Raw genomic sequence first — 21,308 nt, forward strand, 5'->3', positions numbered from 1 at the left:
TAAACTATAATAGGCTATATAAACGACTGGACTTTCGATTTTTTTAAATGTGTGATATACTAAAAACAACTCATATGAGATGAACATTGTCTAGCATATAAAATGATATAAGAATAATTTCTTACTTGACGATATAAAACCTAACGGTTTCAAATCTCCTCCCATAAATACAGAATTTAGTTTCATCTTGGCTATATCTGTAAAAGAATTGTTTTCCAGTTTTACTGGTGATAATTTACCTTAAAATAAACAATAATTGATATGAAAATTAAAAAACTTCCTCCAATGAAGGTAACGGTTTTAAATAGCCATTTTATCTCAGCTAGTGCAGTAGAGTCAAATAACACAGATACGACAACTGTCGCAACTACCTTGACAAGCACGCACGTTTACAGAAACTAGCATTAGTTTTTGATAATGCACCAGGCAGATTCTTGCAATGCTAAAGAACGAACTAAAAAATATAGAAGAAATATTAATTGAGCAAATCTATTCCGACAGCAATACAACTGCCCAAACTGATCTTAAAATTCGGTTTGGGCAAATTTACAAAGCATGGGAAGAGGTATTATTTTCCCATATGCCGGAGAGCAGCCTGGTGCGTTATTTTCATTATCATCTCGATGTGATATCGAATATCTCTGATCAGGTATCTCATTTCCCAAATCCGGGACCATATTTCAGTCTTCAAAAAGAATTTTTAGCGCTGATCGATCATCTTCAAAAATACTATTGTAAATATTTCAATGAGGATGCCATTGCGCCGCTGTGGTATCATAAACGTTTGGTTTCTCAACTTGCCGAAAATATTTGTGCCATTCAAGAACGTCTGCAATCAGGTGGCACTGATCCTGCGTTATTAGCCAGTCTTTCCAAATGGTTTGGCCTGATGTCTGATCATATCGGAAAGGTGTGGTATAGCTTTCGTTCATTACATTACTTTGAGTATATCATTAATCAGCTATCAGAAATTGTTGGTCTATCGACAGAGGCGGATACTCCGCTGGTTTCGTTATTGGTAAGTTTGAATTTCAATCACCTTTCTTTTTTGGTTTACCTTCAGTGTTTCTTTTTAGCGGTACCTCTCGCGCATCATTTTGGTTTACTTTACATTATGAGTAAAGCCAAAATCGAAGAGGATAGCGAGCATATTAAAGAAGTTTTGAAGTTGGTCGGTGCGCGGATTCGGTCCCTTCGAGAGGCGAAAGGGGAAAGGTGCTAATACAGGTAGGGTTAATGCAAAATACAGCAACATTGCCCTAATACTGTTTACTGCACTCATTTCACTTTGTATGGGTGCTTCTTTCGAGGTTGGGTGGTTGATGGCTGACATCTTTACCCCGGTATCCATTCTTTTGATGGGGCTGGTCATATTCAGCAAACCTTTGAAGAATGCAAAATTCTTCGCGATTTCGATAATGCTTGTTCTTGCTCTGCCCATGCATAATTCTAACTTTTATATATGCCTTACCCTGCTACTTATAATCGGTTTCCTGTACTTTTTAACAAATCTTAGACCTGTATTTAAACGTGCCGGAATAGCCCCGAAGAGAATTTTTATTGCTTTAACCTTAATTTTAGCAAGTAACATTGCGCTTTCTACCATCCACTATCTTTATGGAGGAGAATTTAAATCAAGCCGTGGAGGGATTATTTTTCTGATGGGCAATGTTGTTGAAATGGGTATTATAGATCAGTACCTAAACGAGCAATGTTCTGTAAAAAACTATCAGCTATGCAAATACAAGGATTCTATTCCTAACAATTTTCTCTGGGATGCAAGAAGCCCGATGCGCAAAACCGGGGGTTGGAGAGGCAGCGAAAAAGAATATAAAGCGATTTTGAAGGATATTCTAACCACACCACGCTATCTGAAACCTTTTATCTCCAGTTCCATAATATTGACATTGAAACAATTTGCAGTCTTTGAAACTGGAGAGGCTTCCAAGCCTTGGAGGAGGGTAAATATGGCCGTTAGAGATTATTATTATAACGATTTCCGAAACTTTGTAAGTTCAGACCAAAGCTTGGAAAAACTCGATTTTTCGATCATAAATTTTATACAGAATATCATTTTTGGAATCTGCATATTATTATACCTGATAGGATTTGGCTCAAAGGAAATAGAACTTAAAATCAAAGGCTTGGCACTATTCTTAATCATTGCTGCCCTGATCAATGCCTGGGTGTGTGGCACTTTTTCCGGTGTTTTCCCAAGATATCAAAGTCGTGTCGTCTGGCTGTTGCCACTACCCATATTTTTACATCTCCTCAAGTTAAGAAGCAACAAAATCTTTCACAAAATCTAAAACCTCTAACCCTAAACGCTTTGGAATTTACAATATTAATGCCTTGTCTAAATGAGGAGGCAACTCTCGCACGATGTATTTTGAAAGCAGCAGCTTCAATCGAAAAGCTTCAACTGTCAGCTGAAATACTTATTGCCGATAATGGCAGCACTGATCAATCCATTACCATTGCCGAAAGCTTAGGTGCAAGGGTGATTAATGTAGAAGAAAAAGGTTATGGTAATGCACTTTATGCAGGAATTAAAAGTTCCAGGTCAAAATACATTATTATGGCTGATTCAGATGATAGCTACGATTTTAGTAATCTGGATCCATTTATTAAAAAACTAAGGGATGGTTACGATCTTGTAATTGGGAATAGGTTCGATGGTGGTATCGAAGAAAAAGCAATGCCTTTTTTACATCGGTATTTAGGTAATCCCGTTCTTTCATTTTTGGGCCGGTTATTTTTCAAAATTCCTATTCGGGACTTTCATTGTGGGCTTCGCGGATTCAACAGGGTATCTATCCTGGAGCTGGATCTTTGCACTCCCGGGATGGAGTTCGCCTCTGAAATGATCGTCAAATCAGCATTGAACGATTATAAAGTTACAGAAGTTCCAACTAAATTGTACAAAGATGGAAGATCCAGAAGACCTCATCTAAATACTTGGCGGGATGGATGGAGGCATCTATATTTTTTACTCATGCACAGTCCAAAATGGCTTTTCCTGTACCCTGGTTTGCTGTTTTTTATGATAGGATTGATTTCGTATGGTGCAAGCCTCATTGGTGAATTACATATAGGAAATACAACTCTACGTCTCAATTCGTTTGTTTACCTGTCATTTCTGATCATCGTAGGATTTCAGTCCATTCTGTTCTATTTCTTCTCGTTACTACGCAAACATTTCGATGGCAATAATGATGACATCCTTACTGAGATATATCATATCATTATTAATAGATTATATATCTATGTATTATTAGGGGTTATGATCTTCCTGGGAGGGGTTTATATTTTGGTAAATACCGGAACATTTCCAGGCACGGTACCTAAGACCATAAATACAATACAATTACTCAAAACATTGTTGTCATCCATAATCTGCACAAGTTTTGGCATACAAATCATTTTTAACAGCTTTTTTCTTGGTATGATCAGCAAGCGGTAATATTAGATTTAACTAACAAAGCTATCTAGCCATCTTAGAAAACAATAAATATTATTATGAAAAGGCAAAAAAATATAGGCTTTCTGATGAAAGCCATCTATCTCCTTGGCATTTTCATCGTGGTGGTGGTACTTCGCATCTTTTGTCTGGAGTTTTATAAGATTAAGTCCGTAAGTATGGAAGACACGTTAATTGAGAATGACATGGTGATTATAGATAAAATGACCTTTGGAGCAAAACTTCCGGAGAAAGTATCTGATGTACCATTTGCGGACATGTTTGCTTATTTATTGGGATTGAAAACGTGGGCAGATGATTTTCGGGGCAATTATCGGAGGATATCTGGATTGGGTAACCTTAAGCATAACGATATATTGGTGATGAACGGCGTTAGAGACAACAATTACATCGTTAAAAGATGTGTTGGACTGCCTGGTGATACACTAAAAATCTTAAAAGATATTTTATATATAGGAAATAACAAGTTGCTGGAGCCAAATGGAATTAAAAAACGATACACCATTTATGGCAAGCCAAATAGTTATCTCATAAAGACCTTAACGGAGGTGTGTCGCGATAAATGTGATCTATGGACTGATAGCAACAGCTTGCATATTTTGTTAACCGATGCAAACTTTCATCAGTTATCTCATTTCAATATCCCAGCAATAGAGAGGGGTACAGATAAAGATTCTAAACAAAAAATATTTGGTCATGAACAATTTAGGTTTACAAAAGAGAATTTCGGTCCAATAATTATACCGGCGAAAGGCACAACTGTGATGTTAAATCTTAAAAATTTACCACTGTATAAAGACATCATCACCCGATATGAAGGAAATAATGTTAAGGTTCTTGGAGATAAAGTATTAATCAATAATTATGTTGTCCAGAGCTACACCTTTAAATTAAATTATTATTTCGTGATGGGCGATAATAGAGATAGATCCATTGATTCAAGGTTTTGGGGGGTTGTACCGGAGAAATTGATAGTGGGAAAAGTAGCTTACATCGTCTAGCAACTCTAATTATTAACACGCTTTACCATAATTAACTATATTTTTTAACCTAAAAATCATTAAAAAAAAATGAAAAAACAATTGTTTGGCGCTTTGGCGCTATCTGTCGGTGCTGCTGCACTGTTCATCAATGCTACGACTGTCTCCTCAAAGGAAGCTTCAGCATTGAAATTTAACACCGCTATTGTCGCTTTTGCAACAAACGACAGTGCAGGTGATTCTGGCGGTGGAGAAAATGGTGGAGCTAGTGGCGAAAATAATTCAGGTAATGGCTGGGGTTATTCTGAAAATGATGTGCAGTGTAAATCCCCGGATTATGATGCTACTGTTTCAAAAAGTACAAATACTGGGTCTGGTGCAGCAGTTTACGTTGAGGCAGGTGGACCTATTGGCACAACTGGTATAACTGCAGGGGTTTCCGGCAATTATTATACCGGGGCCGGCTCTTCTACTATTGTAACCCATAAATCTCCAACAACTAAAACGGTTTGTGTAAAGGCGTCTTGGTATAACCACTGTTCGCCTCATAGTTGCAGATACATTCCATAAACTACAAATTTAATTAGTCATTCGATTTGGCCTTAGCTTTAAGCTAAGGCCTTTTTAAACATTGCAATATGAATCAAAAGTTTAAACTTATCTTTTTATTTATCATCTTTGCCATTCTAAATTCATGCAAAAATAGGAAGGGATTTTCTGATACAACCTTAAAGTCTGATGCATCTATTATAGCATTCGACCCTCAGAAGGAATCGAATGATACATTAAAATTAATTGATGTCACTTTTTTAAAATTAAAAGGTCCCCGTGTTGGTAATGGTGAAATTATATGTAGTGACAAAAATGTATATTTAATCAGAAAGACTGATTTTTATGTTTATGACCATTCCGGCAATTTTTTAAAGCACATCGATTTAAAATTAATCATAAGTGATAAAATAGAAGAAATTACCCAGGCTAAATACAATTTCTTCAATAAAACTTTGGAATTACTTGTAGACGCTCATTCGATTGAAACATTCAGCTCTTCAGGTAATTTATTAAGTTCAAAGGACTTGGTCTGTCAGGTTTATAATTTTCAACCGCTACAAGATTCTTATTTACTGCATAATGGATTTATTTTATGTGGAGATCATGAATTGAGGCAGGGTTTCTCGAATAGATTAAGCTTAGTAAATTATAAAAACCCGAACAATGTTGCAAAAGATTTTTTACCTTTCGGTTTTGATGGTCTTAAATATCCGAAGGCTACTATTGGTGTTAATAATTTCTTCGTCTCGAATAGCAAATGTGATTCCAGCTTAATGTTCGAATCATTTTGTGATACTATTTATAGTGTACGTCAAGATCTGATCAAACCGTGCTATCTCATTCGGTTCAAAGGAGAAGAAGGTAAGGTATCAAAAATATTGATGGATAAAGGCATCGTTCAAAAATCAAGGGAAATTTCTAAACAGCGGTTAACATCAGTCAACGATCTTTTAGTGAATTCAAAGTTTGTTTATATTTCATTCCATTACTTTTCAAAGAAGTTTAAGATTCTACTTACAGGGTATGCACTTTATAACAAATTAAATAAGAAAATAATTGTTCACGGTGACGGAGATTATATTCCAGTTGATATCAATAATGTCAGGATCAATTTCAATTCAACAGCAATTCCGCAATTTATGGATACCGATGGAAAATTAGGGAGCTACATCAACCCTTCTGATTTCCGCCATGAACTAAGTTATGAAACAGCAGTCCATAACGGTAAAGGCCCCTATCATGAACTTGCTAAAAAATTTAATTTAGAACAAGCCCTCCGTGATGATAACCCTATTGCTATTTTATACAATATTAAATAATATGCTTTTGAAAATCAGAATACCCCTCCTAATAATATATTCTTTTACTATTATTGGGTGTGGTCAACATAAAAGTCAGGATTTTGACTTGAATAATGAGGTAATAAAGGACGCCGTAGATAACATAAACAAGAAATTGGAAGAGCGTGACGATTTATTATTCACTACCTACCTTGACGAGGGCAAAAAAATCATAAATCCTAGCAAATCACAACATAGGTTTACTTTAGTATTTAAAGGTTCTATTACAAACTGTGAAACCTGTGTTGATCAAGTAATTTATCAATTGGCAAATGAAGCATGGTCAAAAAAAATTAATTTACAGGTATGGTTGGACAACCCGGATATTGAACAAACCGCCTTATCAAGGCCTTGGTATAAAGTGAAGAATAAATTAACCATTAAAACAATCAGTAGGAATATGTTGTCAAATTTGGAATGTGATAAGATTAACAAACCTTATTTCTTTTTATTAGACACAACATACAACACCGTCTCGTCTATTTATTTCCCAGAACTAAAGGGGCAGGAAAAAACGAAAAAGTACCTGGATATAATTCTCCAGAAACTCAACGACCAGAAAAATTGAAATTGATTTATTTCCCGCCGAAAAATACGATCTAAAATGCGCAGAATCACCCTAATATCAGTTATCCTGATTTATTGCACGAACGTTTGCCAAGTTAGTGCCCAACAAATAATTAATTATACAACAATAAGAATTGATCCCTCAATAACGTCGGGTGATATACTGGCAGATGAAGTTTTTGACTCGGTTGATTATATACCCTTGGAAACCAATAAGAAAAGCATATTTGGTGCTATTCAACAATTGGTAGTCACTTCTGACCGCTTTATACTAGCTGACCAGGAAACCAATAACATTTTCATATTTTTGAAAACTGGAAAATTCGTAGCCAAGATTATTCGATTGCCAATTGAACGCAAGATATTTTGGGTCGATCAGCAAAATAGGGAGATAGTGTTTATCATTGGCAATGATGAATACCAATATTTCAGTTATGAAGGAAAAAAACTTCGTCAAAAGAGACTTAGCAAATTGGGTTTTACAGAAAACTTAACATTTTTCTCCGATAGTGTTATTGCCTATTCTGCTTACATCGTTAATGATAAGTTATTTAAAGACACGGTAAACCACGAAATATTTCTTGTAAAAAACAATAAGGTATTTGCGGAGTTTTTGCCTTATAACATGAAAAATGAAGCATTAACGCTTAACAATTTACCAAATCGAGAGCAGGGGCCATTTTTCACAAGCGGAAATTTAAACTGGGTTTATTTTGCCAGGCCATACGACTATACAGTATACGAACTAACGCCTTCGAGTTTAATAGAAAAGTATAACTTCGTTTTTCCCAACGTAAACTCATTTAATCGAAAGGATTTTTATGATCCGGTCTTTAAGATAGACGCGCGAAAATACTTTCGAGCCCATCCTCAACTAGTTTCAAGAATATCACATATTTACAAACTAGGAGAGGTCCTGTCTTTTAACTTGAATTCAGTTAGTAAATCATTCGGACCTTTTCTATATAATATTCAAACCCAGACACTGTGTCCTTTTCAGAATATCATACCAGGTGAAAAAAGCTTCAACTTGCCTGTAAATGATGGCAAAGAGCTTAAAGGATCACCTGACGAAGGTATAATATGTTGTGATGGCGAATATTTTTATACTGCTATATCATCCGTTAGCTTTCTAAGTCAAGAAGACGCCAATAAGAAAAATATGCTAACGCCTGATTATCCACAAGCATTAGTGCAATATCTAAAAAAAGCAAATAAAACGGACAACCCGATAATTGTTCAGATCAGGCCAAAAGGTAGTTTTTGAGTTATATGAAAGCGATATTTCCGATCTTTGTAATTGTAATGATATCTTTCCTAAAATCATATGGACAGGAAGTTGCACAGCCTTCTACGGGTATTGTCTTCGGGGTTTTGAAGGATTCAACACAAAAAATGCCATTGCGTTCAGCAACAGTCTCGATATACAAATCTTTGGACACGATGCTGGTTGCTTATCAGCTTTCAGGGAATTTGGGCAATTTTAAGTTTAGTAAAATACCGACAGGTACAAATCTGCAGCTCATAGTTAGTTTTATTGGTTACAGGACTTACAAAAAACAATTTTCAATCCCTATCGGAAGCAGTTCATACGATTTTAAAGAAATATTGATGGATGCTGAAGCTGTTGAACTTAACACAGTCGAAATTAGGCGATATAGGCCACCTGTAGAGATGCGGGGGGATACGTTGGAGTTTAATGCAGATGCTTTCAAAACAGCCAAGAATGCAGTAGTTGAAGACTTGCTAAAGAAAATGCCCGGCGTAATTGTATGGGGGGATGGTCTTATTACCGTTAATGGCAAAACTGTTAAAAAAGTTTTGGTGGAAGGTAAGCCATTCTTTGGTGGTGACACTAAGGTTGCCATCCAGAACCTGCCTAAAGAGGCTGTTGATAAGGTCCAGTTATATAAATCCTCAAATGATTGGAATGCTAAGCTCGATTCATCTCTCAATATGAATATTAAACTGAAGAAGGGATGGAAATCAGGGATATTTGGGAAAATTTCTCAAGGATATGGTACAGATAACCGATACAATTCCCAAATTTCATTAAATACTTTCTCCCCTAGAACTCAGTTTGCCGCAGGTTTCGCTTCCAACAACAACAATGTTTTGGTTAATAATATTGGTGAAGTTATCAAAAATTCATCTTTTAAAGGCACTGGTGTAGACCTGGACTTGCAACCTGATTTCTTCACAGAAGGATTGAACCGGTCTACATCGGGAGGTTTTAGTCTATCGCATGATTTTACAGAAGCGGTTTTTGATAAGAGAGCGAACAAACTTGAAAGTGATTATTTTCTTTCCAACCGCACTACCGATGCCATCAGGAATACGCTTTCCACTATAAACATCAAGGCTGACAGTAATTTGTATCAAAAATCTGATGAAAAAAGAACTGGCTCTATTCTTAAGCATAATTTCAATAATGTATACAATTTCGAAAATGAATCTACAAAGTTCAGGATCATACCTGAAATTCAAATTTCAAGATCTAAAAATACATCTGATTTTAATACTGCGTCATTGAATGACGGCGGTGTCATGCAAAGCTCTTCGTCAAAATACGTTGATGATGATTTATCCGCTCAAAAGTATTCTGTCAACATTTTCTATAGGAATAAAACGCATGGCTTTTCTTTAGCTTCCTCATCTAGTCTAGACAACCGAAGCAATTTGAGGCTTGATAGATCTAGTTTTCAATCATTTAGTTCGATAGAACGGCCTACCCGACTTGAGAGATATTATGATCAGAATATCAAACATTCAGCCAATTCCTTACTATTAAAACTTGAAAGGTTAGATAGCTATTTGGGCTTGGATAAAATTGCAAGAATGAGTTTTGAAAACAGTATTTCTTTTGGGTCTGATAAAACCGACAATCGCGTTGATGATTTAAAAGATAATATTAAATCAAAAGTCAACAATACCTATCTTACCAATGTGAATACTTTTAGGACTATTGATGATAAGCCTACGATAAAGGTCGAGAAAGTGATCGAGAAGAGCCTTTTGAATAGATTCAGCAGCCAGTTGTACATGGGGTTAGATCTGATGGGGCAGGTGTATAGTCAATCAAGTAGGTCCCAAAAAGATTATCAACAGTTTGACGATACATATTTGAGTTTTCTACCAGCTGCAACATTGCGATACAATTATTACAGCGACCTAACAAGGTACAAATCATCGTATGAAATAAATTATAATTCCTCAAGATCGTACCCAACCATAGATCAGATAGCACCACTTGTAGACAGCGCTAATTTTTATTTCAGACAAATTGGGAATGGTTCTCTGATCCCATCCTACAGGAAAGATTTATCTCTATCATATAGGCTGGAAGATTACAACAAGAAAAATTCCACTGATAGCTATCAACTACGGATCAAGCTCAGTTCTATAAATAATGCGATTACCAATAGCGTTGTTTATGATAGTCTTGGAAGAGGTACTGGAAAATTCATCAACATAAATGGAACAAAATATATTTCATTATATGGTGAATTTAGGAAAGCTTTTAAATTAAGGGGCAATCTACTTCAATTTATTTTGAAGCCCTCAATAGATCAATCTATCCAACCAACTTTCATCAATGGTTTGTACAACAGAACAAATTTATTAGAGACTAGCAATAATTTGACAGTATCTTATCTCCTTAAAGACATCTTACAGGTTGAACTCAGCCAACAATACATGAGCAATAGAATTAAGGAGGCCAATGGTAATATAGCCTTTAAAAGTTCGTTGATTGGTACCCGATTTTGTGCCAGTCTGAATTTCACCAAAAGTTTAAATCTAAACACAAATATCACATATAACATAAATTCTGTACCCTATAGCAAATCGTATTCTTTTACGTTGTGGAATACTAATCTTACTTATCGATTTTTAAAAGGGAACCAGGCAGAGTTAAAAATTGCCGCGTTAGATATTCTCCATCAAAACAAGGGCGTTATAAACTATACGGCAGTTAATACTTTGACAACCGGATTCACAAATGTTATGCAGCAATATTTTATGGTGACATTAGCTTATTATCCTCGTATTTTCGGGAAAGGGAAATAGGGGAAACAAGATTGATTTTAGAGGATGATTTGTTGTGCGCAAAACGTCTTTTGGGAGTGCTTACGGGTATTTTTTTAATCTTGTATAAAGAAATAACATCAAGGTTAAAGCGCTGAATCTTGAGATTTAGACGTTTTAAACCCTCGTTTCTTTAATTGGTTTCATGGGTATTTAGAATAAATTGTTAGATATCTCGGCTATAACCACTCTTGGATTTTCCAGTTTTATAACCTAGTTTTATTGTATTTTTGTTCGAACATATTTGGACCAAATGTTAATTGTAGCTACTGATGTATAGCTGATTTTTTACCAATCTGATATTTAACACGTCTGTTTTGCGTCGAGAGGTTGATGAGCTAACTACAGCTTAACGGTTTCTATCAGAATGCCTTTTTTGAGAGTTGCAGTGTTTGCAAAGCTTTCACGGTAAATATAGCTAGTTGGGCCATTTGACAACCCACAAAGAAGCCCTTCAAAAATGAGTAGCAAAAATAAATGGGGGCAGATTGATAAACATAGGTCAAGTGCCGTAAAAAATTATAAACTCGTTGTAATGTTTAATACTCTTCCGAAACCGGAAAAAGTGATAATTCTTTGAAATAATACATCCTTAACTTCTTTATTAACAGATCCACGAATGCCTCTGCAGAATCTTTCAATGCAAAGATCAAAGCTTTTAGGGCAACTTCAAGAGGCGTCAGGGATATTAAATTCTTCTTATTTAGATTATCGAAAATATATGCCTAAAAAATCCCCCAACTTTTCCGCTTGATCCGAATTCATGCGATTTTTGGCAAATCCCTAAAAGCAAAAACCCTGCTAATCATGCGATTGCAGGGTTTTATACGTTTTGATAGTCTTTGGTGTGATCCCGCTGGGATTTGCACCTAGTGCTAAAATCAGCGATTAAATAGTATTTATGGCTGTTTTGTAATTCTACTCATTGAATTACTCACTATTTTTTTAATACGTTTTAGCTGCAATTGCTATATGTAAATATAATCATTTTCTTTAACAGTTAAAAAGGAATTAATTTACTAATCATTGTGCCATTCCGCACCGGCAGTAGGTACCGAATTGGATTTAGTTCTAATTTTAATTCTAAATCCAATGTAGGTAATTGTCTTGTGCCTTTAGCTTCGAGGGGAAAGTTTCATTTATATAGGAAAAATCATGCCTGCGCCATGTTCAAGTTACCTAAGGATATTTTGAAAAACGTCATACAAGACTTTTCCAAGAATACCTAAAGTAATGGACAACACGGCAGCCTGATGCGCTGCAGACCGGTCCCATTTACTCTTATATTCAATCATTGGGTATACCCATCTGAAATAATGGAATAAGACTCTCAACAGGAATAAGCTTAAGAAGAAAAAATACGTCATTGCCAGGTTATTCAGAAATGAGCTTTCCTGAGAAGCCACAAAGGGCGACTGCTGGTACTTATTGCAGACATAAAAACCTAATGGAAGTCCAACCAGCCAAACCAAAATGTCATACACACTTCCTCGATGAATTTTTGGGGCCTTAGATGGTCGGTCTTTTACAAATGCATCAATTTCGTGGAATACCCCATTTACCCACATGCTATCGTCTCCTTGAACAATAAATTCTGAATCGTTTGGTGTTCGGTCGCTTGGTTGAAAGGAAAAATCAAAGACTTTAGGTTTTGAAAAATCGATGTATAATTGAAAATGATTACTCGGGTAATAGTTGAAATTGGCTCGGTAAACAACATCACTGTTCACGTAAATGGTTTTTACGCTGTCTGGAAAAGAAACGGAACCGTATACATCTTCAATAGTTCCGAATAACTCCTCGCTTTTGAAGCCAACAACGGTAATTTTTAACATCGAACATATCTCCACATTATGTTTCACCTGTTCTAAATTTTCAACTTTTTTTTCTTCAAACCGCTTATACTCAATTTCGCTGGCAGTTTTGGCTCGCTGTTGCAAAATATCCAAAAGCTTTCTCAAGTCATCTTTATCAAGACTTAATGCCCCTATCTTCTTAGATAATTTATTCCTTACAACATCGTTTTGCATATTGAATTCCCATTTAAGCTAAATTTAATTTTTGCGCTTGCTATGCTAAGTTAGCAATTAAGGGTAACATTTTGTGAATGATGATGCGATGTCTCATCCAAAAGGATTCAAAAACCAGGCACCTAATTTTTGCCAAAAGTTGGGTGCCTTTACGGTTTTGTCAAAGTCTTCTAGAAAACCTAGTTCTTCTGGGTATTTGTTAAATTTTTTGATAATGTTTTGGATGGCTTTTTTTGCTTTATAATCAAAAGCTGGTATTTAATATTTTTAATAATTGATTTTAAAACCTTATCGGCATCTGCTGTATTAGCGAAAAACGTTGTTGATAAAATGTATGTGTTACTATTCAACTGCCACATAAAGATTCACTAATTTAGACTTTCATTAATTCCATAAATAAGCTGGTATGAAAAGTATAATATTTAGTGAAGCTGAATTAAGCTGGCTGGTAGATCTTTTGAAAGAGCGGCTTGTGTTTTTTAGCTCTGGAAACATTAAGAACAAGAAGAGGCATAAGCATACCTTAATGGCTTTGGAAATTGTGGGCAAGGGATCGGCAGATCTAAATCTTGAACTAAGAAAAGTGATCTACAGTTGCATTAATGGTAAACTTTCAAGGTTATTCGAGCAGATTAATGTCGCTACTCCAAATCCTGATGCTACAGATTCAGGTTTGAACGATTCATATACGACGATTGATATGGGGCTGGACGTGTTGACTAAACTGGGCTACCAGCGTTTGAAATACCACCAAAAGTATGATTTCAGTAGACGCTACCGCGACCTTATTCCAGCTTAAGCATTTAAAAAATAACGAACATAAACTACAAGATATGGATGATCAAAATGTGACGTATGAATGCAATCAGGAATTGCAGCTGATTTTAGAAAAGCAGGGTTTTATAGAAACCACTTCTGAAAGGGACAGAATCAAAGGGAAAAAGGAATTCAGGATTTCAAAGACCTCTAAATCAAAAATCCTCTTTGACTACATCAACTTTGTTTTTTATGAAGGAAGATTGGGCAGAACGGCGTTCGGAACTTCGCATGTTACCGCGGACGAACTTAAACTGTTCTTCTGGTATTTGAAAAGTAGTGCCGCAGACAGAAAAGAATTCGGTACGGAGTATTTTGCTGTAGCAGAAGCCCGAATTGCGCTGAAGTCTATCAGAACAGAGCTGGATTTTTACACGGCAAATGGATTTAAAAATAGGAGGATCCCAAAATTAAGTAGAATGGCAGAGGCCTACGATCAGATTCAGTTGAACTAATTTTAACCAGACATTATATTGGCGCAATCGATAAACTACTTTGAACATTTTAAACCAATACGAAATAAGATCAAGAAGCTCAATCTTTTTGAGACCCTGGCTAAGCTGCATGCCCTGCTGAACTCGAAAAAAGGAATGCTGCCTGAGGTGGCCGAGTTTTTCTATGTCAATCTGCTGCTCTATGCGCAGGAAGATTTACCTGCACATAAAAATGCCCAAAGATATTTACAGGAGATTTTAAACGACGTGGTTGAACTTGACAATATGAATGCTGCCCAGAGTATAGATTTTAGTGTCTGGCGGTTTTTGCATACGCTTATGCTGAATCAATTGAAAGCATCTCATCAAAATTTGTTCAGCGCTTTGTACAAGTACTATTTCATTTTTTCCATGCCTAAGATTGCCGCTCATATCGAGTCGAAAATTGGGATGCCGTATAAAGATTTTTTTATGTGTGCGTTTTGGCTGCATGCTAAGTTCGGGCAAAACTTCGCGCAAAAGAGAGCCAATTTTGTAGATCGGAATAAAAATTCTGTGTTTTCTCCTGAAAATATGAATAGGACATTAGAGTTGCTGGCTAAACCATTGGACGAATTGAAGGCTATATTGAAAACTGAGGTCACTTATGATCATAATTTATTTATCTTTCACGGACATGCGCACTTGACCCATCCTGTTTTTACAAAAGGCGATAACTTGTATTGCATGTATCCTGATCAGTTATTGCAGCAGTTTACCGGAGGCATCTATTACATTACCCAGATCTATGAACCTGCCTACGGTCTGTCAGATGCATTTGGAAAGGCATTTGAAAATTATGTTGGGCTTATCCTGAACAAGATAAACCGGGAACTGAGTTTTAATGTGCAGGAGGAGATTGTATATAAAATCGGGAACAGAAATCTTAAGACTTCGGACTGGATCATCTCTTCAGCTGAGGAACTGGTATTTATCGAATGCAAAACAAAACGCCTTAGGTTGCCTTCCAAACGAATACAGTCAATAGAGGTGACGCTGGATGAAGACCGGAATTCTATAGCTACTGCGGTTCTGCAGTTGTATAAAGTTTATGTTCATTATTCCAAAAACTTAATAACAGGTCTGCCATTTGATCCTCAATTAAAGTTCACGCCGATTGTGGTGACCCTTGAAGAATGGTATGCAGGTGGCCCCGGTATGGATGATAGGATTGAGGAAGAGGTGAAGCGCCTGTTGCTGGAAAATGGTCTTTCCGATACACTGGTAGAGGAACATAAATACAAGGTTTATTCTATTGCTTCATTTGAGTATGATGTGCAGTTGATGTTCGATATGGGGTTTCACCGTTTTTTTGAGAAGCGCAGAAACCATGAGATCACTGAAGAAGTACTGCGGGATTTTCCCTACATTAAATATTTCGAAAAAGAATTCGATGAACATTTTCTGGATCCATTAAAAAGCTAATATAGACATGGGTTATCTTGACGTTGTATACAGCCATATCGGAGATCCGGATTACCTCTCGACTGAGATTGAGGCACGGATCGGGGAATTTACTGAGCCGGACAGGGCTTATTTGGCTATAGAGGTCAAGTGTTTCAAGTTATTACTGACTGATGGAGATCTGGAACCATTTTTCCAGGTGGGAGATTATAAGGATACGGATATCAGTTTATTAACTGATGATGAGGTAAGTTACATCAAAAGCCGTCTCGATACCGAGACCGAGCCATTTTTAGTGTCCAGATATGCACATGTGCTATTCAAAAAATTCAGAGACAACAGGCTTGCGAAAAAAGCGATTCCTGCTTATCATGATTTGGCCATTCAATATTTGGGGCAACTTCCGACCGAGGGTAAGAATATTTTAGATTTTATCAATGTGGTCAAGGCATATGGGCTGCTTTCACTTGCGATTAAACATGAGGTAGATCATTGTCGTGAGCAGGTACTGAATTGGTATAGTTTAGGGGATCAGGAACTTTTTTATTATCAAATGTTTCTTGACTTTTTTGCCGAGTCAAAGTTGTTCCAGCAAAAGCACTTGGCCGGATGCACTGCTAGTGCTCTTGGTCACATTAAGAAGGATAGTAAAAACTCTTACCTGGAGGATTATCTGAAGGTATGCCTTGCTGTGGCTCAAAAGGAAAGGGTTGACCTAAAGCCAGTTTATATGCTGATGGCCGAAAATCAACTTGACATCGCTATGGACCATAATGATGATACTTCTGGGATTATTGTCGCTGATTGTTACCTCAGTGCTGGTAAATATTATAAGCTCGCTAACGAAAAAGAAAAGTCAAACGCGGTGTTGCGTGTGATGCAGGAACATAAAAAGAATATCAAACTGAGTCTGGTGAGTGTGCCCATGAGCGCCAGGAACAGCAAGATATTGATTGACTCTATTACTGAGATTGCAGCATGGATGCTCAATACGTATACAGTGACAGTTTTTCTAGGGATAGGGGTTTCACAAAGGCTCATGCCGGATCTGGAAGCGTATAAACCCGATCGTCAAAATGATTTCCTGAATATGTGCAAACTGTCTGTATATGATATCAATGGAAATACACAGATTTTGAGTGAATTTGAGAAAAAAAGGCGGGATTCGTTTACTTATGTTAAGTCAGGTCTGGAACTGACGATTCCGATGTTATTTAAAGAAATAGTAAAGCAAATGCAGGAAATAAACCGAGATTTTGTAAAAGAAGGATTTGAGTATTTTGAAAAGACCTGGTTTCAGTCTGAGATAAGCCAGTTTATTTTAAGCGAAGACCCCCGGCCGTTCAGATGGATGACTTCTTTGAAGCCTGCGCTGGAACGCTTATTGAAAATCAATGTCAAGAATGAGGGGTATATACTGAGCGTGGAAGAGCAGATGGCTTTCGATCAGTTATCCGTCAAGTTCGAGGGCTTGTTCAGAGACCTTTGTGTGATTGCAGAGATTACCACAACCAAGGTCAGAGAAAATCAGACCGTTGCCATGGACATTAATGAATTGTTGCAAAGTAAAGAGCTCGCAAAGTCTTTTGACAGGAAGGACGTTGATTTGTGGCAATATACCTTTACTGGCTGTGGCTATAACATTCGTAACAATGTCGCTCACGCCTTCTACCGGGAAAATGATTATACCGTTAAGATGTCCAACCTGTTGTTGTTCGCTTATATCAAGCTTGCCAAATACGGAGGGATTATAAAAAATGCACAAAATCGACTTAAGGAATAGGACAATGACGATTATACTTTCAAAAGGTATTGACATGAAAAAGCGGGAAAGATATGGAAGGCCAATCTAGCTTTAAATTAACGCGCTCTCATCTTTGATTTTTGCTGTGTTTAGATATTTAACCAAATACTATAATTTATGACTGATAATGACAACAAGCGCTTAGGGATTTTTAAAAAATATGCAGCTCATCTCCAATTTCTGAGGGATAATGGCCTACTTGTCATAGATATTCAATACCCGGAGACTTACATTTGTCCCCTTTGTGTTCGGCAGTTTAGTGAGGACGCTTTAGTTCAAACATCAGAAAATCCGTTAACCCTCGAAGATGCGCCGCCAAAATCATTAGGAGGAAAAGCGAATGTATTGACCTGCAGGGAGTGCAACAACGTCGCGGGACAGAAGATTGACTGGCATTTAACAGCACGTATGAATGAGCTGGATCAATACGGTTTTGTGCCAGGAGTTGAGTTTTATCCTGAATTTGATAATGATGGACTTATTGTGCAAGGTGCTATAAAGGTTAGTGAGGAGGGTGAGATTACTGCGAACCATGTTAAAAAGAAAAATGACCCTGTAAAATTAAATAAATATGTAGCATCTACCGGTGCCGAAGATTTAATCAATATCAAATTCCGAGATAGCAAAGTAGATATTTTTCGATTACAGCTGGCATTGCTAAAAGTAGCATATCTTCTGACATTTGAAAAATTTGGATATTCATTTCTTCTACACGATGTTTATAATAGACTTCGGGAACAGCTCCGAGCTCCTGAAGTAGAAGTCTACCCTTTAGAGTCTTGGTTTCATGCTGAATACTATAAAGCGTACCAAGGTATTCCATTTATCACTGGAAAAGGATTAGAGGGGATTTTGCCGATATTTGTTTTGAACACAGGGCTAACTGAACGGACGTTTGCTTTTATTCTTCCTTTAATGAATAAGCCGGTAGAGGAACTTTTAGCGCAATTTAAGGCCGCACTGAAAGAACATGGTGGATTTAATGCGCAAATGGATGCGATGACGGGTGCTGATTATTTATTCGATGATCTCGCAATTCATCAAATGCTCGAATGGATTTATAAAATCGACAATTAATTACACATACAGGTTTTTGAGGAAATGCCTGTTTCATTTAAGCAATGAGTGGTATTGGAGAAAGAGCAGGTTAAAGTTTATTCTTATGTTATGGACGCAAAGAAGTGGTATAATCCTATTGAACAATTAAAGCCTGGAATTCATTCGCTGATGAATCATCTGAGCAGTGGGCTAAATTTGGCATTACAACAAGAAATCAGCAATACAAATATCCAATTTGTTTATGACAATAGCCTTTTGCCCATCAAAACGCCAAAAGGAGAACTTAAAACCCATCGGATCTTGCTTCAGGATACCCACATGTCATTCTTATGGTGCTTCAGTTATATCACAGTGGCCTTGAACAGCATGTATTATCAGAAAGCTCAACTGAATACAGATGTTGTTGTTTTTAATAACCTCCAGGACTTTGAAAAGGTTGATCTTACACTGAAATGGGCAAGATCTCTGAAGCAGGATATTTCCCCTTGGCCTAAAAATGCTGGCAGGCCCGATGTAAGAGATAATTGGACTGAGGGTGCAACCAATCTTTATCAGCCTGTGTAGCATACGTACTATTTCACGAAATTGGTCATGTGGTGATGCATCAACACTTGCTGGATTTGGCTACCAGAAGAATGAATCCGTTTTACGAGTTAACGCTTGAGGACAAAAAGCAAATTTACGATGCTTAGCTTGAAGCTGATCATTTTGCACTTAATTGTCTAATGGGAAACTCTAAACGTGAAGATGTAAGAATGGTGAAGTATCTGGGGGCTGTGCTAGCCCAATTGTCAAATTTTTACATGCTGGATACACCCAACACTCGGGGTGGCACTCACCCAGATCACGATGTCCGCTTAAGGGCAATCCTTCAGCATGCTGAGTTGCCAACCGAAGCTAACCAGATACAGTTAAACGCACACCTATGCGTCGGTTTGCAGTTATTCTTTAGATTAACCGGTAAAGAATTTATTCAAACAGGTGGAGCCAACAATGCATTTAAAGATTTTGAAGAACTTCAAACATATCTTTTCGGACTCATTGATAAGATGAAAAATGCCGCAACCTAATGATTTAAGTTTCAATGTCGTTGTGAATTAGGTAAGTTTTGCGGTAGGATTCATTAATATTACTTGAATAACTTACTTTTACTAATCTAAACGCAACTATATGTTAACCCATAACGAACTCACTTCCTTACCGTGGTCATTGGTAGTCATTGCTGATTCGAAAATCATCGCTAATCACCAGATATTGGAAATTAATGGAAACTTTTATTCGGCGCATAGCAGTAGCATATTTCCAAATCATTACAACCAGCAGACCAGGTGGTACAATAAAGGAGGACAAGTGATTCTATTTGAATTACAAAGCGGAACATTTGCGAGACTTGAGCCTGCGGATATCATTAAAAGTACAGTTGATGAATTTGATGGCTTTGAATACGGAAAGGTATTTGAGCTTCGGAATGGACAGAAATGGCGGCAAACCGATGGACTAAATAGTCCCTGTTCTCCTGGCGGTACGGTCTGGGTTTTTAACCATAGTATTATCCGCGTTGCAAATTGGAATTTTGACGTACCGGTTCAGCTTTTAAAATAGTAATGACAGGAATAGAAATTAACGGGAGTGATGCGCTTTTTGAACATATCCTACAAGACTTTCCAAAACGGCTGAATCCATCTGAATTTGAAAAAAGCGGTACATACCTCACCATAAATAATAAGGTTTTCAGAAATTACACCTTCAGGGGGCAGTTTAGCAGTATTTTCTTTAAAAATTGCAAGTTTGTTGACTGTCGTTTTGAACATCTTTTCGGGTTTTTCTGCGTATTTAATAACTGTACGTTTAAAAAAACTACTTTTTTTAACCTTAGGTTTTCGCACATCGAATTTGACTGGAAAAATTTGATTTTCGAGGCTTGTTTTTTTAAAGGAGTGCAACTTGATGAGGGCATGTTATTCAATGTAACCTTTAGTGAATGCACCTTTGAAATGTTTTACATGTTTGATTTTCAATGGATCGAAACCGTGTTCTTCATAAAGTGTCAAATTCAGAATTTTAAAATATCTTCTGTCTTATATCTTTTGGAGAACGATCAGGTCGATCCCGACTATCCGGACTTCTATTTCGATGGCTGCAGTTTTGAATCAGGTAATTTTAGTGGTGTTGATTTAAGAAACAGTATCATTTTAAACACCATGATGTTTAATACATCTTTCGTTGACTGTGAGATGTCAGAAGATACCATCTTAGTTTCAGAGAAACTGAAATTCGAAAGTAATGCCTTTATTGACTTTCAAACGATTTTAAAAAGTGACCCGATCAATCCGGCTATCCTTAGCAGTTATTTCAACATCAATGATCCAAAGATAAAAGATACTGTAAACCTAATAACAACCAAAGTGGAATATAAAAATGTATTTATATCGTTTAGTTTTAAAGACTTAAAGTTTGCCAAAAGACTTCATCAGGTGCTGACTGACAAAGGCATTCGGTCATTTTTCTGGGTAAAAGATGCTCCGCCTGGAGAACCCTTGGAAGACATTATGACCAGAGGTGTTCGCGGAAATGAAAAGATATTATTTATTGGATCTGAGAATTCTATTAAGAGCCCAGCATGCATATACCAATAAATTTGACCCCCTTTCGCCAATTTCAAATTGACCCCCAGAGTTGTTGCTTGAAAAAAGCAGAAGTTGTTGTGCAAAAAGGC

20 protein-coding genes are annotated in these 21,308 nt (G+C 36.8%); 19 read left to right on the top strand and 1 reads right to left on the bottom strand.

Annotation, left to right across the window (positions count from 1 at the left end; all coding sequences use genetic code 11):
- Window positions 1–439: 439 nt before the first annotated feature.
- From ACIQXP_RS17925 to ACIQXP_RS17970, 10 genes are all read left to right on the top strand, one after another.
- Window positions 440–1,222 (top strand): hypothetical protein, encoded by a 783-nt coding sequence (locus ACIQXP_RS17925; protein WP_387506491.1) that lies wholly within the window; start codon window positions 440–442, stop codon window positions 1,220–1,222.
- Between the two features lie 70 nt (window positions 1,223–1,292).
- A complete protein-coding gene (locus ACIQXP_RS17930; RefSeq protein ID WP_387506493.1) occupies window positions 1,293–2,309 on the top strand; it encodes a hypothetical protein in 1,017 nt (338 codons plus the stop codon).
- Window positions 2,310–2,329: 20 nt separating this feature from the next.
- Complete coding sequence (locus ACIQXP_RS17935; protein WP_293742150.1) at window positions 2,330–3,463, top strand: glycosyltransferase family 2 protein; 1,134 nt, start codon at window positions 2,330–2,332, stop codon at window positions 3,461–3,463.
- Between the two features lie 56 nt (window positions 3,464–3,519).
- Window positions 3,520–4,482, top strand: coding sequence for a signal peptidase I (gene lepB / locus ACIQXP_RS17940; RefSeq protein ID WP_293742151.1), 963 nt, complete (start codon window positions 3,520–3,522; stop codon window positions 4,480–4,482).
- Between the two features lie 69 nt (window positions 4,483–4,551).
- Window positions 4,552–5,031 (top strand): hypothetical protein, encoded by a 480-nt coding sequence (locus ACIQXP_RS17945; protein WP_293742152.1) that lies wholly within the window; start codon window positions 4,552–4,554, stop codon window positions 5,029–5,031.
- A 68-nt stretch (window positions 5,032–5,099) separates the two neighbouring features.
- Window positions 5,100–6,332 carry a hypothetical protein gene (locus ACIQXP_RS17950; protein ID WP_293742153.1) on the top strand — a complete coding sequence of 411 codons (1,233 nt, stop codon included), beginning with the start codon at window positions 5,100–5,102 and terminating at the stop codon, window positions 6,330–6,332.
- A gap of 7 nt (window positions 6,333–6,339) precedes the next feature.
- Window positions 6,340–6,921 (top strand): hypothetical protein, encoded by a 582-nt coding sequence (locus tag ACIQXP_RS17955; protein ID WP_293742154.1) that lies wholly within the window; start codon window positions 6,340–6,342, stop codon window positions 6,919–6,921.
- A gap of 36 nt (window positions 6,922–6,957) precedes the next feature.
- A complete protein-coding gene (locus tag ACIQXP_RS17960; RefSeq protein ID WP_293742155.1) occupies window positions 6,958–8,187 on the top strand; it encodes a 6-bladed beta-propeller in 1,230 nt (409 codons plus the stop codon).
- Between the two features lie 107 nt (window positions 8,188–8,294).
- The gene (locus ACIQXP_RS17965; protein ID WP_391527792.1) at window positions 8,295–10,988 is read left to right on the top strand and encodes a hypothetical protein; all 2,694 of its coding nucleotides are present in this window, start codon (window positions 8,295–8,297) and stop codon (window positions 10,986–10,988) included.
- Between the two features lie 606 nt (window positions 10,989–11,594).
- Window positions 11,595–11,735: a transposase gene (locus ACIQXP_RS17970; protein WP_423469095.1), complete on the top strand. Its 141-nt coding sequence runs from the start codon at window positions 11,595–11,597 to the stop codon at window positions 11,733–11,735.
- Window positions 11,736–12,181: 446 nt separating this feature from the next.
- Here the strand turns inward: ACIQXP_RS17970 and ACIQXP_RS17975 are convergent, their stop codons facing one another.
- Window positions 12,182–13,036: a hypothetical protein gene (locus ACIQXP_RS17975; protein ID WP_387506502.1), complete on the bottom strand. Its 855-nt coding sequence runs from the start codon at window positions 13,034–13,036 to the stop codon at window positions 12,182–12,184.
- A gap of 406 nt (window positions 13,037–13,442) precedes the next feature.
- Between ACIQXP_RS17975 and ACIQXP_RS17980 the strand changes: the two genes are divergently transcribed.
- The 9 genes from ACIQXP_RS17980 (at window position 13,443) to ACIQXP_RS18020 (ending at window position 21,228) form a co-directional block, all read left to right on the top strand.
- Window positions 13,443–13,835 carry a hypothetical protein gene (locus ACIQXP_RS17980; protein WP_387506504.1) on the top strand — a complete coding sequence of 131 codons (393 nt, stop codon included), beginning with the start codon at window positions 13,443–13,445 and terminating at the stop codon, window positions 13,833–13,835.
- Between the two features lie 34 nt (window positions 13,836–13,869).
- Window positions 13,870–14,307: a hypothetical protein gene (locus tag ACIQXP_RS17985; RefSeq protein ID WP_387506507.1), complete on the top strand. Its 438-nt coding sequence runs from the start codon at window positions 13,870–13,872 to the stop codon at window positions 14,305–14,307.
- An 18-nt stretch (window positions 14,308–14,325) separates the two neighbouring features.
- The gene (locus ACIQXP_RS17990; protein ID WP_387506509.1) at window positions 14,326–15,750 is read left to right on the top strand and encodes a hypothetical protein; all 1,425 of its coding nucleotides are present in this window, start codon (window positions 14,326–14,328) and stop codon (window positions 15,748–15,750) included.
- Window positions 15,751–15,757: 7 nt separating this feature from the next.
- A complete protein-coding gene (locus ACIQXP_RS17995; RefSeq protein ID WP_387506511.1) occupies window positions 15,758–17,512 on the top strand; it encodes a DUF4209 domain-containing protein in 1,755 nt (584 codons plus the stop codon).
- Window positions 17,513–17,650: 138 nt separating this feature from the next.
- Entirely contained in the window at window positions 17,651–18,610 is a 960-nt protein-coding gene (locus tag ACIQXP_RS18000; RefSeq protein ID WP_387506512.1) for a hypothetical protein, read from the top strand.
- Window positions 18,611–18,700: 90 nt separating this feature from the next.
- On the top strand, window positions 18,701–19,156 hold the full coding sequence (locus ACIQXP_RS18005; protein WP_387506515.1) for a hypothetical protein: 456 nt from the start codon (window positions 18,701–18,703) through the stop codon (window positions 19,154–19,156).
- Window positions 19,157–19,317: 161 nt separating this feature from the next.
- A complete protein-coding gene (locus ACIQXP_RS18010) occupies window positions 19,318–19,662 on the top strand; it encodes an FHA domain-containing protein (protein WP_387506517.1) in 345 nt (114 codons plus the stop codon).
- Window positions 19,663–19,762: 100 nt separating this feature from the next.
- Window positions 19,763–20,194, top strand: coding sequence for a hypothetical protein (locus ACIQXP_RS18015; protein ID WP_387506520.1), 432 nt, complete (start codon window positions 19,763–19,765; stop codon window positions 20,192–20,194).
- 2 nt (window positions 20,195–20,196) lie between these two features.
- Window positions 20,197–21,228, top strand: a complete 1,032-nt coding sequence (locus ACIQXP_RS18020; RefSeq protein WP_387506522.1) for a toll/interleukin-1 receptor domain-containing protein — start codon at window positions 20,197–20,199, stop codon at window positions 21,226–21,228.
- The last annotated feature ends 80 nt before the right edge of the window (window positions 21,229–21,308 follow it).

Source organism: Pedobacter suwonensis (genome assembly GCF_044762335.1).
Taxonomy (GTDB): domain Bacteria; phylum Bacteroidota; class Bacteroidia; order Sphingobacteriales; family Sphingobacteriaceae; genus Pedobacter.

What these genes read in the sequence shown, in the direction of transcription:
- lepB (WP_293742151.1), top strand. Translation starts at nt 3,520, where the DNA reads ATGAAAAGGCAAAAAAATATAGGCTTTCTGATGAAAGCCATCTATCTC.
- ACIQXP_RS17945 (WP_293742152.1), top strand. Translation starts at nt 4,552, where the DNA reads ATGAAAAAACAATTGTTTGGCGCTTTGGCGCTATCTGTCGGTGCTGCT.
- ACIQXP_RS18000 (WP_387506512.1), top strand. Translation starts at nt 17,651, where the DNA reads ATGACTGATAATGACAACAAGCGCTTAGGGATTTTTAAAAAATATGCA.
- ACIQXP_RS18005 (WP_387506515.1), top strand. Translation starts at nt 18,701, where the DNA reads ATGGACGCAAAGAAGTGGTATAATCCTATTGAACAATTAAAGCCTGGA.
- ACIQXP_RS18010 (WP_387506517.1), top strand. Translation starts at nt 19,318, where the DNA reads ATGGGAAACTCTAAACGTGAAGATGTAAGAATGGTGAAGTATCTGGGG.
- ACIQXP_RS17980 (WP_387506504.1), top strand. Translation starts at nt 13,443, where the DNA reads ATGAAAAGTATAATATTTAGTGAAGCTGAATTAAGCTGGCTGGTAGAT.
- ACIQXP_RS18015 (WP_387506520.1), top strand. Translation starts at nt 19,763, where the DNA reads ATGTTAACCCATAACGAACTCACTTCCTTACCGTGGTCATTGGTAGTC.
- ACIQXP_RS18020 (WP_387506522.1), top strand. Translation starts at nt 20,197, where the DNA reads ATGACAGGAATAGAAATTAACGGGAGTGATGCGCTTTTTGAACATATC.
- ACIQXP_RS17975 (WP_387506502.1), bottom strand. Translation starts at nt 13,036, where the DNA reads ATGCAAAACGATGTTGTAAGGAATAAATTATCTAAGAAGATAGGGGCA.
- ACIQXP_RS17925 (WP_387506491.1), top strand. Translation starts at nt 440, where the DNA reads ATGCTAAAGAACGAACTAAAAAATATAGAAGAAATATTAATTGAGCAA.
- ACIQXP_RS17950 (WP_293742153.1), top strand. Translation starts at nt 5,100, where the DNA reads ATGAATCAAAAGTTTAAACTTATCTTTTTATTTATCATCTTTGCCATT.
- ACIQXP_RS17960 (WP_293742155.1), top strand. Translation starts at nt 6,958, where the DNA reads ATGCGCAGAATCACCCTAATATCAGTTATCCTGATTTATTGCACGAAC.
- ACIQXP_RS17930 (WP_387506493.1), top strand. Translation starts at nt 1,293, where the DNA reads ATGGGTGCTTCTTTCGAGGTTGGGTGGTTGATGGCTGACATCTTTACC.
- ACIQXP_RS17995 (WP_387506511.1), top strand. Translation starts at nt 15,758, where the DNA reads ATGGGTTATCTTGACGTTGTATACAGCCATATCGGAGATCCGGATTAC.
- ACIQXP_RS17985 (WP_387506507.1), top strand. Translation starts at nt 13,870, where the DNA reads ATGGATGATCAAAATGTGACGTATGAATGCAATCAGGAATTGCAGCTG.